Origin of the sequence: Staphylococcus piscifermentans (assembly GCF_900186985.1) — a bacterium.
GTDB classification, from domain to species: Bacteria; Bacillota; Bacilli; order Staphylococcales; family Staphylococcaceae; genus Staphylococcus; species Staphylococcus piscifermentans.
In genome coordinates this window covers 851,088-865,698 of sequence record NZ_LT906447.1, presented here as the reverse complement: position 1 = coordinate 865,698, position 14,611 = coordinate 851,088, and the positions used below count along the sequence as shown (strand labels likewise).

General features: G+C 38.7%; 13 protein-coding genes and 1 pseudogene. 2 read left to right on the top strand and 12 right to left on the bottom strand.

Features of this window, described 5'->3' with window-relative positions; all coding sequences use genetic code 11:
- Positions 1–14: 14 nt before the first annotated feature.
- The 9 genes from CKV71_RS03660 to CKV71_RS03620 form a co-directional block, all read right to left on the bottom strand.
- On the bottom strand, positions 15–1,016 hold the full coding sequence (locus CKV71_RS03660) for a ThiF family adenylyltransferase (RefSeq protein ID WP_095103966.1): 1,002 nt from the start codon (positions 1,014–1,016) through the stop codon (positions 15–17).
- Positions 1,017–1,164: 148 nt separating this feature from the next.
- Positions 1,165–1,773, bottom strand: a complete 609-nt coding sequence (locus CKV71_RS03655; protein WP_095103964.1) for an ATP-binding cassette domain-containing protein — start codon at positions 1,771–1,773, stop codon at positions 1,165–1,167.
- Positions 1,774–2,445: a molybdate ABC transporter permease subunit gene (gene modB, locus CKV71_RS03650; RefSeq protein ID WP_095103962.1), complete on the bottom strand. Its 672-nt coding sequence runs from the start codon at positions 2,443–2,445 to the stop codon at positions 1,774–1,776.
- Between the two features lie 11 nt (positions 2,446–2,456).
- Positions 2,457–3,242: a molybdate ABC transporter substrate-binding protein gene (gene modA, locus CKV71_RS03645; RefSeq protein ID WP_095103960.1), complete on the bottom strand. Its 786-nt coding sequence runs from the start codon at positions 3,240–3,242 to the stop codon at positions 2,457–2,459.
- 452 nt (positions 3,243–3,694) lie between these two features.
- Positions 3,695–4,930 (bottom strand): IS110 family RNA-guided transposase, encoded by a 1,236-nt coding sequence (locus CKV71_RS03640; RefSeq protein ID WP_095103958.1) that lies wholly within the window; start codon positions 4,928–4,930, stop codon positions 3,695–3,697.
- A 611-nt stretch (positions 4,931–5,541) separates the two neighbouring features.
- A complete protein-coding gene (galT, locus tag CKV71_RS03635; RefSeq protein ID WP_095103956.1) occupies positions 5,542–7,038 on the bottom strand; it encodes a UDP-glucose--hexose-1-phosphate uridylyltransferase in 1,497 nt (498 codons plus the stop codon).
- Positions 7,039–7,059: 21 nt separating this feature from the next.
- Entirely contained in the window at positions 7,060–8,049 is a 990-nt protein-coding gene (gene galE, locus CKV71_RS03630) for a UDP-glucose 4-epimerase GalE (RefSeq protein WP_095103954.1), read from the bottom strand.
- Between the two features lie 15 nt (positions 8,050–8,064).
- A complete protein-coding gene (locus CKV71_RS03625; RefSeq protein ID WP_095103952.1) occupies positions 8,065–9,231 on the bottom strand; it encodes a galactokinase in 1,167 nt (388 codons plus the stop codon).
- An 89-nt stretch (positions 9,232–9,320) separates the two neighbouring features.
- Complete coding sequence (locus CKV71_RS03620; protein ID WP_095103950.1) at positions 9,321–10,319, bottom strand: LacI family DNA-binding transcriptional regulator; 999 nt, start codon at positions 10,317–10,319, stop codon at positions 9,321–9,323.
- A gap of 146 nt (positions 10,320–10,465) precedes the next feature.
- Between CKV71_RS03620 and fdhD the strand changes: the two genes are divergently transcribed.
- The gene (gene fdhD / locus CKV71_RS03615; protein WP_095103948.1) at positions 10,466–11,290 is read left to right on the top strand and encodes a formate dehydrogenase accessory sulfurtransferase FdhD; all 825 of its coding nucleotides are present in this window, start codon (positions 10,466–10,468) and stop codon (positions 11,288–11,290) included.
- A gap of 28 nt (positions 11,291–11,318) precedes the next feature.
- On the opposite strand, the gene CKV71_RS03610 is transcribed toward fdhD, so the two are convergent.
- From CKV71_RS03610 to CKV71_RS03600, 3 genes and pseudogenes are all read right to left on the bottom strand, one after another.
- Positions 11,319–12,059, bottom strand: coding sequence for a GNAT family N-acetyltransferase (locus CKV71_RS03610; RefSeq protein ID WP_095107232.1), 741 nt, complete (start codon positions 12,057–12,059; stop codon positions 11,319–11,321).
- 40 nt (positions 12,060–12,099) lie between these two features.
- Positions 12,100–12,651, bottom strand: a complete 552-nt coding sequence (locus tag CKV71_RS03605) for a biotin transporter BioY (protein WP_095103946.1) — start codon at positions 12,649–12,651, stop codon at positions 12,100–12,102.
- Positions 12,652–12,835: 184 nt separating this feature from the next.
- A pseudogene (locus CKV71_RS03600) lies at positions 12,836–13,024 on the bottom strand (nucleoside hydrolase); the annotation flags it as partial.
- A gap of 221 nt (positions 13,025–13,245) precedes the next feature.
- On the opposite strand from CKV71_RS03600, the gene CKV71_RS03595 reads away from it, so the two are divergent.
- On the top strand, positions 13,246–14,394 hold the full coding sequence (locus tag CKV71_RS03595) for an acyl-CoA dehydrogenase family protein (protein WP_095103944.1): 1,149 nt from the start codon (positions 13,246–13,248) through the stop codon (positions 14,392–14,394).
- Positions 14,395–14,611 lie beyond the last annotated feature (217 nt).

The following is a 14,611-nucleotide window of genomic DNA, read 5'->3' as shown; positions in this document are numbered from 1 at the left end:
TTATTATTCTCTTTCTAGCCTAACAGTTGATTCATTAATTTAATAGCCTCAGTAGGCTTCGTCATCCCATGTATTAACATTCTTCCACCAGAGAAACTGACAATGCGATGACCGTTGAATTCAAAGCGCAACATATAAGGATTAGCGTGATAATGAATATGATGGGCTTCTAAATATTGTTTCAACATTTCCTGGGTAATATTTTCATTACTGTATTGCACCGTATCTCTGCCGCACAATGTCGCAAATTGCTGGTCTGTTTCGTGCAAGTGAGGGTAAGTCGGATGTTCTCCGCAAGTCGTACAATGCGGGTCAAACATTCGGCTGAATCCGAAAGTATAGTGTGTCCCTTCCCAAATATCACCATAGGTCAGTTTAGGTGTGAAAGGCGTTTCAGTTAAAATTTTTAAAGCATCGCGCAATTGCAAACTCGTTGTCATTGTAACGGCGGGTTGAATGACCCCTACCGTGTCACACGTCATATTAATGACTGGCAGTTGCGGCATTACACAATTAAAACAAGGCGTTTGACCTGGAATAAAGGCTGCTTCTATATAGGTGCTCTGAACCACGCCACCATAAATCCAAGGTATATTATATTTATACGCAAAATCATTCACTAATAAACGCGTATCAAAGTTATCTGTAGCATCTAAAATTAAATCTACATTCTGTGCATGCTTTTCTAAAAATAATGCATTCACTTGTTCAATGTAGGCATCTATTTCTATATCTTCACGAATTTCTTTTAATCTGGATTCGGCCGCAATCACTTTAGGCAATGCTTCTTTGGCATCTTGTTCAGTGTACATCGTTTGGCGCTGTAAATTACTGAATTCGATATAATCGCGATCTACAATCGTCAATTTTCGCACACCTGCACGTGCTAAACCATCTGCAAGATGTGTCCCTAAAGCGCCCATTCCGATAATCAAAACATGTTTTTGAGCGATTTTTTCTTGACCTTCCACTCCAATATTTTCAAATAATATTTGTCGTGAATAGCGTTCATTCATATTTTTTATCCTTTCTAAAGTACATTACTTTTATTATATGATGATTCTCAGCACGACACAATTTTTCAATCTTTCTTTTTAAAAAAGACAATAAACCCGACATGCACTGAAATATATTCGGTGCTATGCCGGGTTACTTTCAAAAAAGCTATGAACCTATTGTAATAATCTCATCTGCAAGCTGCTCAGCTTCATAGTTTGAATGTGTCACAAAAATAATCGGAATCTGCCATTCATCAAACATGCGTTTCACTAAATGCATACTCTCTTCTTTCGTAGCATCATCCAAGCTTGAGAAGGGTTCATCTAAGAGCAGGATATCCGGACGTGTACTCAATGCTCTGGCGAGTGCGACACGCTGGGATTCCCCTCCAGATAAACGTGCAGGATATTGTTTCGTTAAATGCGTAATATTTAGTTGGTGCATCAATGCATCAATATGTTCTGACGGTTTTGCCATAAAAGTAATATTTTGCATGACCGTCATATTCGGAAAGAGCTGATAATCTTGGAATAAGTAACCGATACCGCGATCTTGAATTTTTACATTCACGTCTTTTTCAGTGTCTGTTAATAAGTGATCATCAATCTTAATATAAGCTCGATCCGCTTTACGCAAGCCTGCAATCATATTTAGAACTGTGGTCTTACCGATACCTGAAGGGCCTCTGATAGCATATATCTTCGGCTGGTCTTCATTAATATCAAGTTGGATTAAATGGTCACGCAACTGATATTCGATTTGGATGGTCAGCATTTAGTCCACCTCCAAATATTTGTCTCGGTTAATCATATTGATAGTTCCGATAACAGTGATTGCAAAGGCAACGAGTACAAGTACCCATAACCAAGCTTGATTTTCTCTGCCTTGTTCTACTAAGAAATAAATTTCTAACGGCAACGTATTGGTTTTATTCGGAATATAACCTGCGACCATCAAAGTGGCACCAAATTCACCAATAGCACGTGCAAATGCCATCATTACGCCTGATAAAATAGAGCGCTTAGAGAGCGGCAGAATCAAACGAAAGAATATTTTATTCTCACTTGCACCCATAGTACGCGCAGTATTCAACATTTTATTGTTGATACCGCGGAATCCCTGTATCGTATGTTGATACATTAAAGGAAAACTTACAACAACGGACGCTATTACAGCGCCCGTCAGTGTAAATACTACCGGCAAATGCAGCACATTTGCGAAGAATGCCCCTACCGGACTTTTCGGGGAAAAAACAATTAAGAGTAAGAACCCCATTACCGTCGGCGGTAAGACAATTGGCAGTATAATGATACTTTCTAGAAGTGTCACTATGCGACCTCGATGACGATATAACAATTTGGAAATAATAATTCCTAATATCGTTACGATGATCGTGCTGATTACAGCCACTTTGATGGATATCCAAAATGGCGTTAAATCAGGCATCTAAGTTCCTCCTAGTTTTCGAATTTATATTCTTTCATGATTTTTTTAGCTTTATCAGATTTTAAGAATTTCATCCAATCTTTTGCTAATTTGCTATCAGAAGTTGCTCCTGCTTCATAAACGATAGGTTTTTTCAATTCGACTTGTTTAATTTCTTTTACTTTGTCGTTTTTAGTTTTGTTTGGATATAAGTCTGTTTTATAAACAAAACCTAATTGAGCGTTACCTTTTTCAACATAGTTCAATACTTGACGTACGTCTTTCGCATAAACTAATTTGTCTTTAACGCCATCATATAAACCGTTGTCTTGTAAGTATTGTGTAGCGTATTTACCGGCTGGTACAGATTTAGCTTCACCAATCGCTAATTTTTGACCGTCTTTCAAGTCTTTAACTGATTTAAGATCTGTATCTTTTTCACCGATAAGTACTAATTTGTTTTTAGCATAGTTATAAGTATCATGTGCTTTTTTCTTATCTTTCAACGCATCAACGTCTTTAGTGTTAGCTGACATGAAGACATCAACTGGTGCACCTTTTTCAATTTGTTGTCTTAAAGCACCTGAACCACCATAGTTAAATGTGATTTTAGCATCTGGGTGATCTTTCTTGAATTCTTTTTCTAAGTCTTTAGAAACGTCTGTTAAACTTGCTGCTGCAGAAACGTGTAATTCTTGTTTTTTGTCATTGCTGTCTGATTTTTTACTATCTTTCTTATCCCCGCTGTCAGAATTAGAACATCCTGCTAATACTAAACAAATGGCTACTAATACAATCAAAAAATGCTTGATTTTCATTACAAAACCTCCTAATAAATTAATTTCATTATCGATTATACCCTTGTAGTAAAGAAATATCACGATAAAATTAAATAATTTTTAATATTTTAGTGAAGAAGTTAACATTTATTTACTGTTCAAAAAAATTTGAATGCAAAGAAGGTGGGGATGTAGTGGAAGTTGGAATTTTTGTCGTTTGCTTCTAGGGGTAGCAGAAGGTGGAATGGTATAAAATGCGTCGTAATATGAACGATAGATAGTATATTTGCGTAAAGTGTCTAGGATGTCGACTCGCGCCTCGACACTTTCGCCCCTAACTGTATAGACTTGTGGTGTTAAGTCAATACGTAAAATATAAGAAATTTTAAAGAAGCAGGTTATATTTTGAAAAATTGAGCGACTTTAACTAGACCCGTTGATTTTTCAGAAAATTCAACGGGATCTCGGAAAGAGATCGGATGTGAAAAATCTTAGATTTTCGCACACTCCCTTTCCGGAGAATAGAGTTGGTGGTTACGTAACAGAGCATCCACCAATCTCACAAATTTTCTTGCAGTTAGGACGAGGGCTCGTTTATGTTTGAATTTGGGTACTTCTGCAACTTTTTTGGCATAATATTTCCTGTATTCAGGAATATGCGTCCTCACTGAGTTGGCAGCCTCAACTAAGTAATAGCGCAGATAATGATTACCCGTTCGTCGCATCGAAGTATTTTCTGCTGTGAAAGCACCGGATTGGTATTTGGGCCAAGAAAGACCGGCATATTTGGCTAATTTGGCTTGATCGTCAAATCGCTCGATTTGACCGACTTCTGCTAAAATACCAGCAGCGAACACAGGACCGATTCTTGGAATGCTTAATAAAGATTGGGCTTCCGGCAACGATGAAAAAACATCACTGATACTTTTATCAAGTATTTTAATTTGTTTCTGAAGCGTTCGGATGATATTCGCATAAGTACCGAGTATGAGATCCACACTGCCTGAAAGTATTTCGCCTAATCTGTATGAGTTTCTGATGGCTTTTTGTATTGCTTTGGCGAGTGATTCAGGATTGGAGAATCGTCCTTTGCTTTTTTCGGTAAGAAATGCTTCCAAGTCTTTCAGAGGCATTTCCGCAAATGCATCCATACCGTCCTCATCTGTGATAATCTCCATCATTGTTTTACCAAAAATATTGGTATCTATTTCAGCTGACAAGGTGTTGCACTTGTAATAAAGGTTTTCGATAAAGTGCTGCTTGCTTGCGACAAGCTGTTTGATCAGCTGGTGGCGTGTTCGGGTTAATTTCTGCAAAGCGACATATTGTTCAGATTTAATTAAGTTAGTGGTATGGAACTCGCCTCTGAGATAATCTGCGATTCTATAGGCATCCATTTTGTCTGTTTTATCTTCATCGAACATTGCTTTGAATTTATGAACACGCTTGGGATTAATGACATGTATATGCGTGTTCATTGATTTCAATGTATTGTCTTCAAGAAAAAACATCGCTGGATGGAAACTATAGACAGAAGTGGATTCCAAACCGATTTCTATAGATTCGTAATCACAGGAATTTGTATAATTCAGGATATTGTTTTTAATCAAATCGGCACCGAAGAGATTATTATCTACAGTAGTTTGACATAAAACCTTTTTATCAGATTGAAGCATACAAACATCCAGTTTTTGAGAACTAACATCTAAACCGACAAGTAATTTCATTGAAAGGACCTCCTTTCTTTGTATTTTATAGTGTAGATACTCCAGGCTATCCCTAGATTCAAGCGTCATAAGACATCCTCGCAATATCAGAATTGATTCAAAACAGCCGAGGGCTGCGAACAATACTGTTACTTTATTGTTCATCGGCTGTATTGAAAACAGCTTGTGTGTTTGAAACATGCCGACAAGTCCAAGGGAACAGTCTATACACGTAATTAATTTACAGGCAGCGGAAAGTTCTACCTATTATAGAGTCCTTTCATCTATAGGAATATTATCTAGGAATACCCTGCAATATCCAATTAAATTAATAAAAATGTAAACAAATATTCAAAATATAAATTCATTATACGAGGCTGTCGACTTGAGCCTCGACACTTCGGCCCCTAACTGTATAGGCAACCGGCGCGAGCCTCGACACTTTCGCTCTAAACGAAGAAAAGAGGCTGAAACATAATAATGTCTCACCTCTACTCTTTGAACTGGCAGTAGCTATCTGAATAAAAAATGCGCTTGTTCCAAGCTTTTTTCTATTCTAGTTAGCTTTGCCGGGGGAGCGGGACAGAAATAATTTTAAACAAAAATTATTTCTGTCCCGCTCCCCCGTTCCTCTACAAATGCTGAATAAATCGTTTGAATGCTGCTTGGCCTTCTTCGGTTTGTTTAAATACACCCGCATCTTCTAAGACACGTTTAAAGATGTGCGCCACTTCTTGATGGATGATATCTTCAGCATTCTCTTGATTAAAATCATAAGCAGCTATCATTCGATCCGCCCACATTTGATGTTTACCTATATCCGCTTCTTTATTTCCGAGAACGTACGCTTCTACTTCTTTCAATTCTTTCTTTAAACGTCCAGGCAGAATAGCTGTTCCCATCACTTCAATTAATCCAATATTTTCTTTTTTAATATGTTGCACATCTGGATGCGGATGAAAAATACCATCTGGAAATTGTGTTGAAGTTTGATTATCTCTCAATACCAGGTCTAATTCATAATTACCTGTGGACTGACGATATCTAGCAATCGGCGTTACAGTATGGTGACGTGTGCCATCTTCACTAAACGCTTTAATCTCAACTGTTGCGTCATTATAATGCAGCCAAATTTCAAAAATATATTCTGCCGCTTCCACTAACTCATCAATATTCTGACCTTTCAAGCGCACCACACTCATCGGCCATTTTAAAGTGGCAGCTTGCACCTCTGGATACTTTTCTATGGTAAAAGCATGACTTGCTGGCGCATTATCCATCGGGAAAGTATGACGTCCAGTTTGATAGTGATTGTGTGAAAGAATGGAACCTCCGACAATCGGCAAATCAGCATTAGAACCTGCAAAGTAATGCGGAAATTTCTGTACGAATTCTAAGAGATTGCTGAAGGTTGCTTTTTCAATTTTCATAGGATTATGTGCTTCTGATAAGACGATACTATGTTCTGCGAAATAAGCATATGGCGAGAATTGGAAGCCCCAGGGCTCGCCATTTAATTTCAAGCGAATAATTCGGTGATTGCGTCTTGCTGCTTGGGTTACAGAACCTGCAAAGCCTTCATTTTCCATGCACAATGCATTGGCTGGATAATGCGTTTGTTTTGCCTCGCGTGCTTTAGCGATTTCTTTCGCATCCTTTTCAGGTTTAGATAAGTTAATAGTGATTTCTAAATCGCCATATTCTGTAGCCGTATAGTAATGTACATTCTGTGCGATGGCATCCGTCTTAATATAATGATTACGTTTGCAAATTTCATAGAAGTAATCGGTAGCTTTCTCTGGATGTTGCTCATACAATTCATCAAACCGTCGATTAATCGTTGAAGGTTTAGGAGTGATTAAATCTAAAAGTTTCGTCTCGATGATTTCTCTTTGATAGACAACATCTTCAATGATTTGATTTTCAATCATTTGTTCAATCCAATGTTGTGCAATGTCATTAGGTGTCAGATCAGTCAGACTATGTTCTGCTACATGTTCATCAACCTGTTCAGCACCAGTAATTTTCAAGATTAAATTTTGCAGATAGTAAGCATCTGCAGGCTCATATTCGTTGTATTGTATTGCATCGTCAATAAATCGATTGACGTATTGCCGATTCAATTCCATAAAGCTGCCCCCTGTAATCAATTAGTTTGAGTATCCGTTCGGATGTGATTGATGCCAATTCCAAGCTGTTTCAATAATTTCGTGGATATCATCATGTTTCGGTTTCCAGCCGAGAACACGTTGTGCTTTGTCGCTGGACGCGATTAATTTACTTGGATCGCCTGCACGTCTTTCACCAATTTCAGATTTGATATCGATACCTGTTGCTTGTCTAGCTGCTTCTACAATTTCTATTACTGAATAACCTTGGCTGCTGCCTAAATTGAAGGCTCCGCTTTCGCCTCCGTCTTTCAAATATTGGTAAGCAAGTATATGCGCTGCAATCAGGTCAGTCACATGTAAATAATCACGTACACAAGAACCATCTTCTGTATCGTAATCAGTACCGAAAATCGTAATAGCCTCACGTTGTCCTAGCGCTGCCTGTAATACAATCGGGATTAAATGTGTTTCTGGATTGTGATCTTCTCCGATGCTGCCGTCTTCTTTAGCACCTGCGACATTGAAATAGCGTAATGCTGCATAATTCACGCCATAAGCGTTATGGCACCAATGCATCATTTTTTCCATCATTAATTTACTTTCGCCGTATGGATTGGTCGGTGCTTTAGGTGCATCTTCTTGAATCGGTACTACTTCAGGTTCTCCATAAACTGCAGCTGTGGATGAGAAAATGATTTCATTGACATGATGTTGTTTCATGACTTCTAACAAGACTTGCATCCCGTAAACATTATTGTTGAAGTACTCTAAAGGTTTATTGACGGATTCTCCTACTAAAGAATACGCGCAAAAATGAAAGACGCCTTCAACATCTTCTTTTTCAAAAACGTCATTTAAAAATTCTTTATCACGAATATCTCCTTCATAAAAACGTGCTGCTGCTGGAACCGCTTCGCGATGACCTGTTCCAAGATTATCTACAACTGCTACATCATAGCCTTGTTCAATTAACTGATCTGCAGCGTGACTTCCGATATAACCTGCTCCACCTAACACTAAAACTGACATAATTTACATCCTCTCTTAAACTTCTATAGATTTAACGCCATCGCCAATATTGACATGATAAAATGACGGTGCATAACCTATTTTGTTGGCATAAATTTGAGTTACTTCTTCTTCTAATTGTTGAATACGTTCTTTATGAACTAAAGCGATGGCGCAACCTGCAAAGCCCGCTCCAGTCATACGCGCACCTAAGACGCCTTCTACTTGCTGAGCTGTTTCTGCCAACGTATCCAATTCTGTGCCTGTGACTTCGTAATCCTCTTTTAACGAAGCGTGTGAATCATTCAAAAGCTTTCCAAAGGCTGTAAAGTCACTTTGTTCTAACGCTTCATAAGCTTGTTTAACGCGTGCATTTTCAGTTACAGCATGTCGTGCTCTACGCAATAATATTTCATCTTCAATCAAATACGTATGCTTATTAAATGTTTCTGTATCCAAATGACCTAGCGCTGTGATATCTAATTCTTGCTGGAGCAAAGCTAAAGCTTTCTGACATTCTTCCAAGCGTTCATTATATTTAGATTCAGCGAGCTCACGACGTTTGTTGGTATTCATAATTGAAATTACATAGTCGCCGAATTCTGCTGGTACATAATGATAATCAAGCGTAGCGGTATCGAGTAAGATAGCTTGGTCTTTTCTTCCCATACCGACGATAAATTGATCCATAATTCCAGAATTGACACCGATAAATTGATTTTCGACTTTACGTCCAAGTTGAATGAGTTCTAAGCGCTCTACTTGCAAGTCAAATAAAGATTTCAATAACCATCCAGTCAACATCTCAATAGAAGCAGATGACGATAGACTTGCGCCGTTCGGAATGTTGCCTTCGACTAAAATATTAAAGCCCGTATCAATGGAATAACCTGCTTCTTTCAAGAATTTAATCATTCCCTTTGGATAATTAGCCCAACTGTGCGCCGCATTAAATTGTAAATCATCTAGAGAAAATTCAATCACTCCTGAGTCCTCAAAGTTATTCGAGTACAGACGAATTTTATGATCTTCTCTTTTACTTGCTAAGCCATATGTGCCCAGTTCGATGGCTGCTGGAAAAACATAACCGCCATTATAATCTGTATGTTCTCCGATTAAATTAATTCTGCCTGGTGCAAAGGCAGCAACTTCTGGCTGCTCGTGAAATAAGGTTTCGAATTTAGCTTTCATAGATGTCAGCATTGCCTTTTCCTCCCACACTATAGTAAATATTCTTTAGTAAACGCACTTAAAGTTTATCTGTTTACTAAATGTTTTGTCAAAATATTTTTTTATTCTTTTTCAGAGTATGACTGACGGACTATCAAGCGTGTTTGTACTAGTGTATGCAGAGCATTAGCACGCGCTTTTTTAATTCTGTCTTCAGCCATTGCAACCGCACTCTTTCCAAATTGTTCAATATCAATTTGCACGCTTGTCAACGAAGGCGTGACATATTGATTGACCTCTAAATCATTGAAGCCGATGACACTTACCTCGTCTGGAACTTGCTTGCCTAATTTCTGCAATCCTTGAATGACGCCGATAGCAACCATATCATTGCCAGCTAGTACAATATCCGGCAATTGAGTTATAGATTCAATTTCTTGTTCTCCATCTTCACGCGTCCAACCTATGAGATGGCTATCCGGTGTCTCGTTATGGTCTTCGCACCATTGCATATAAGCCTGATAACGTGCGTCGCTCTCATAACTTGTCTCACCTGTCAAGGAGGTTTCTTCTCTCATGCCTCCTAAGTAAGCAATATGTGCTTTAGGATGTGTCTGTCTAATTCTATCAAGCAGTTGCAGTGTCGTTTTCTGTAAATCTGAATAAACTGCATCCATGTAGTCTGGTGTTTCAGGATTGTTAATCACTACTATATTAGGATTATACTGATATATTTCTTTCAAGGCTGCTTGTGAAAAATGCCCGATAACTAAGAGTGCGCCTGCCTTTTTGACTTCTGACCATTCTTGTTTCTTCATTCCTGGTTCAACCCGAATCGTTTTCTTTAAAGTTAAATTTAAACGATTGATTTCTGTCTCAATCGCAAGTCTCAATTCTCTATGAAAGGGATCTGCCATTTCTCTGCGTCTCGAAGCATAGGTAATAATTTGCACTTGCCGATTCAGCCGTGCTGTTTTCTGATAGGACATTTCTTCTGCTGTCTTAAGAATACGTGCTCTAGTCGTATCAGACACAGATAACGTCGGGTCTTCATTCAACACACGAGAAACTGTTCCTGGACTCACGCCAGCTGCTTTTGCAATTGCTCTGATACTCGCCATCCACCTGACCTCCTTTTGTTTACTTTAAGTTTACTATCATCTTAATCGTCTCACAACTAAAATTTGATATACTTTCTTAAATTATGCAAATCTTTTTTGAAAAGTGGAAGAATATAGTATAGTCTTTTAATGAGGAGTCAATGCTTATGAACAAAGATATACAAAATAACGATATAGATGTAATGACGGATCAACACATTGTCCGTTATGAAGATGGAAAGTTATTCGAAACAACTGACAGTTATGTAACTGAATTCCCTTTAACAATTATGGTCAATGGAGAAGAGTTTGCGACTGTCATCTGCAGTCCAGACCACATGGAAGAATTGGTTCTGGGCTTTTTAGCGTCTGAAGGTGCGATACTGAAACGTAGTGAACTAAAGTCCATCCAAATAGATGATAGTAAAGGTTTCGCACATGTGGAACTCACTAAAGATTTAGGCGACCGCTTCGAATATTCCACCAAACGTATGATTGCGTCTTGTTGCGGAAAAAGCCGTGAGTTTTACTTCCATAATGATGCTGCGATCGCTAAAACGAGCATGTCGCATATCACATTGCAACCACAACAAGTTGTTAATATGATGACCCGTCTGCAAAGTGCAAGTACATTATTTAAACGTACAGGCGGATTGCATAACGCTGCTATCAGTGATGGTGATACATTCTTTGAACACCGCCAAGATATCGGACGACATAATGCGCTCGATAAACTTTATGGTTTCTGTTTAGAACGACATATTCCAGTACGAGATAAAGTGTTAATCTTCAGCGGCCGAATTTCTTCGGAAATCTTAATCAAAGCGGCCAAAATCGGTGTCGGAGTGATTTTATCTAAATCTGCGCCGACGACTTTAGCTGTTAAACTTGCAGACGATTTGAATATTACAGCTATTGGTTTTTGCAGAGACGGCAACTTCAGTGTATATAGTCATCCAGAACGTATTAAAGCTGTGCCTTCGCAAGAGTAAATCTTGTCAAAGCACAGCTTCTTTTTTTTTATACATTTTCTTTTAATATTTGATAACGATAACTAATGAAAGTGTAGCCTTGTTTAATATACATATCTTTCGCTGTATCTTCCCCATCTGCTACTAAAATAATAGGTTTGCCCTCAGCATGGGCCGCAACAAATGCTTGCATCGTACGCCCTATTCCTTGACGGCGCATACTTTCAATCACACCAAAGCTATCGATTTCGAGCGTCTGCTCAGTTTCAATGGCATCTAATGAACCTACAGGCTGGTTTTGATAGTAAACCACAATACGCTTGACCTGCTGCTCATCTTGGAAACTCTTACGAATCGTTCTTTCTGACTCATCAGCGTAGTCTTCCCCAAATTGAAGGGCAAAGGTACGATGAATCGTTAAATAATCGTCTAAATTATCTCCATCCACCCATTCAATCTTTAACGTGTCAGGAATCTCGCCTTTCAATGCTTCCGCTTCAATCGCATACATTTCCATCAACCCCAATTCATAGCTTTCTTTTTCCAAGTAATCTTGAAATGCCAAAGAAAGCTCTGTATTTTCTGGAAACGTAAACATGAGATGATGGCTGCCCTGTGCATGATGCTGTTGTAATTGCGTTTCTGCATCTTTCAACCATTGTTCAAATTGAGGCATTTCATGATATACCCATTTGTTTGAATAATAAGTTAAAGGCTCATCAGGCGTCAGATAAATAGTCTTCACGTGATCTTGAAAAGCAATTTCACCTGTTTCCTCTATTAAATCCATTGAAAGCTGCACCATAACTGATTCCTCTTTTCCTCGAAACTTAGAAACGAATTAATTGTTTGAATCGCGTATGATTCAATAGCGCCGCTCCAATTAATGAAGCAATTACAGCTTTCACAATATCACCTGGCATAAATACAAATGATAAAAAGAAAGCTTTAGAAAGTGGCATATTCGTAATCATTCCCATAATCAAAGTACCAACAATATCTAGAAGTAATACGCCTGCTACAATAACCGGAATGAAAATTTTAATAAAATTAATGCGCTCAATTGATCTGTCGCGATACCAGCCGATTAAGAATGCTACAACTGGATACAAGAATAAAAATCCTGCAGATGGTCCGGCAAACACTCCGATACCGCCACGTCCGCCAGATAAAACGGGTAAGCCGCATGCTGCTAAAATAAGGAATACAATCACACTGAGTGTTCCGTATTTCTTACCTAACAGAATACCTGCTAAGAAAATACCGACGTTTTGCAACACGATAGGTACTGGCATAAATGGTAAAGGAATCGGCGGTACTAAGCCGAGCAATGCTATAATTGCTGTCATAATCGCTGTAAATGTAATGTGTTTAGTAGTCATAATAATCCTCCTTGAAATATATCCAAGGAAGATTATACCATAAATGTTAACTTTGATTTACATAAAGTTTACATTTAAAGTGGATTATTTTTCTTTCCGTTATTCAGTAACTGATTCCGCCAACTGTGTCATATATTCAAAGAAGGCATGCCGATCTACCTCATTCACGATATTGACCGCGCAACGCAACGGCTAATGCTCTATTTGAAAATCGATTAATGATTTTGCGTGACGCGCTGACTGCCGGTTCCAAATAACTATCAGCCCCGATTGCACTGACGCCAATTAACCGTACGTCCTTCATTTGCAATAATAAAAATAACGAAACGAGATCATCCACTCCGCCATCATGATTAAAGTAAACTGGTTTCATTGAATATCCTCCGTGTTGTTCTTTGTTTCTCAATACTTCTATTCTAGGGACTCTCCAACTTAATTGCAAAGCTAAACAGCAGAAGTATTTTCAATGCAATTGTGTCTAAATTTTTTCGCGCAGCGGGCAGAAAGGTTTCAATCGTTCGTAATTGCTTTCCACACAGTAATCCGAGTGATACACTAAACTTAATAATTTCGAATTAACGAGGAGGTAGTACCGTGCTAGAATCAGGTTTAATTCATACAGAGATTCAGCGTAAATGGCTGAAGAAACTCCGTGAGGTGAAAGCGGACTTTCAAGCTCATTCGGAAAAGAATGATTTGGAGAGCAGGTTCCCTTATGAAAATATCGATTGGCTGGTTAAGGAGGGCTATACCTTATTGACGGTGCCGACGGAATATGGCGGCGAGGGTGCCACAATTGAAGACATGGTGATTTTACAAAGTTATTTAGGTGAGATTGATGGCGCCACTGCTCTGTCTATCGGCTGGCATTTAAGTGTGGTCGGTCAATTGTATGCAGAAGAAATGTGGGAGCAGCCGTTGCTAGAGAAATTTGCGACAGCAATTAAAGATGGTGCATTGATTAATCGTGCTGTGAGTGAAGCGGAAACTGGTAGTCCGACGCGTGGCGGTAAACCTTCAACGCATGCGGTCAAAGATCATGACAGTTACATTTTAAATGGTGTAAAGACGTTTACTTCTATGAGCCCCGCGTTAACGCATTTCTTGGTCAGCGGTTATGATGAAACATCAGGTCAATTCGGGTTCTTTTTAGTGGAAAAAGATACACCCGGGTTGTCTATCGCTGAAACTTGGAATGTTATGGGAATGCGTGCGACTGAAAGTCATGATTTAGTATTGGAGGATGTGCGTATTCCTGCTGAAAACTTTGTGGAGGTGGCTGGCAAAGGTCCGAAACGTCCCAATGGTTGGATGCTCCATATTCCAAGTGTTTATCTAGGTATTGCACAAGCTGCTGCTGATTATGCCAAAGATTTCGCTCAAAATCACAGCCCGAATAGTATTGAAGGTACGATTGCTGACTTGCCGACTGTGCAGCAATCTGTCGGTGAAATGGAGTCGCTATTGTTATCTGCACGCGGTTTCTTATGGTCAACTGCTCGTATTTATCACGAATCTCCAGAGGCGCCTGTCTGGAACGAGACTTCAGCCAGCAAAATATTGGTGATGAATCAAGGTTTGCAAGTTGTGGACATTGCGATGCGTATTGTAGGTGCTAAGAGCTTGGAAATGGAGCGTCCGCTTCAACGTTATTATCGTGATATGCGCGCTGGTCTGCATAATCCACCGATGCAAGATGCTGCTTATACGAATATTGCTAAATCCGAACTTCATTTATTTTAATTAAGATAGTGAAATGTGAGCGGGACAAATTCATGTCTCGGTCACATTTTTTATTGTGCGTATGAGTTTTATTCACTCATTTTTTCATTTATAATGTACTATTTTTGGTAGCCACAATTAATAGAATACAATTTTTTCTAAAAAAATGTTGTGTAATGGAGGAAGAGGCTTTATAATTGAGAATAACTGATAATGGTTTTCAATTAGGAGGAAAATT

Coding starts and splice junctions, on each gene's coding strand:
- CKV71_RS03660 (WP_095103966.1), bottom strand. CDS start 1,016: ATGAATGAACGCTATTCACGACAAATATTATTTGAAAATATTGGAGTG.
- CKV71_RS03655 (WP_095103964.1), bottom strand. CDS start 1,773: ATGCTGACCATCCAAATCGAATATCAGTTGCGTGACCATTTAATCCAA.
- modB (WP_095103962.1), bottom strand. CDS start 2,445: ATGCCTGATTTAACGCCATTTTGGATATCCATCAAAGTGGCTGTAATC.
- modA (WP_095103960.1), bottom strand. CDS start 3,242: ATGAAAATCAAGCATTTTTTGATTGTATTAGTAGCCATTTGTTTAGTA.
- CKV71_RS03640 (WP_095103958.1), bottom strand. CDS start 4,930: ATGAAATTACTTGTCGGTTTAGATGTTAGTTCTCAAAAACTGGATGTT.
- galT (WP_095103956.1), bottom strand. CDS start 7,038: ATGGAATTGAATCGGCAATACGTCAATCGATTTATTGACGATGCAATA.
- galE (WP_095103954.1), bottom strand. CDS start 8,049: ATGTCAGTTTTAGTGTTAGGTGGAGCAGGTTATATCGGAAGTCACGCT.
- CKV71_RS03625 (WP_095103952.1), bottom strand. CDS start 9,231: ATGCTGACATCTATGAAAGCTAAATTCGAAACCTTATTTCACGAGCAG.
- CKV71_RS03620 (WP_095103950.1), bottom strand. CDS start 10,319: ATGGCGAGTATCAGAGCAATTGCAAAAGCAGCTGGCGTGAGTCCAGGA.
- fdhD (WP_095103948.1), top strand. CDS start 10,466: ATGAACAAAGATATACAAAATAACGATATAGATGTAATGACGGATCAA.
- CKV71_RS03610 (WP_095107232.1), bottom strand. CDS start 12,059: ATGGATTTAATAGAGGAAACAGGTGAAATTGCTTTTCAAGATCACGTG.
- CKV71_RS03605 (WP_095103946.1), bottom strand. CDS start 12,651: ATGACTACTAAACACATTACATTTACAGCGATTATGACAGCAATTATA.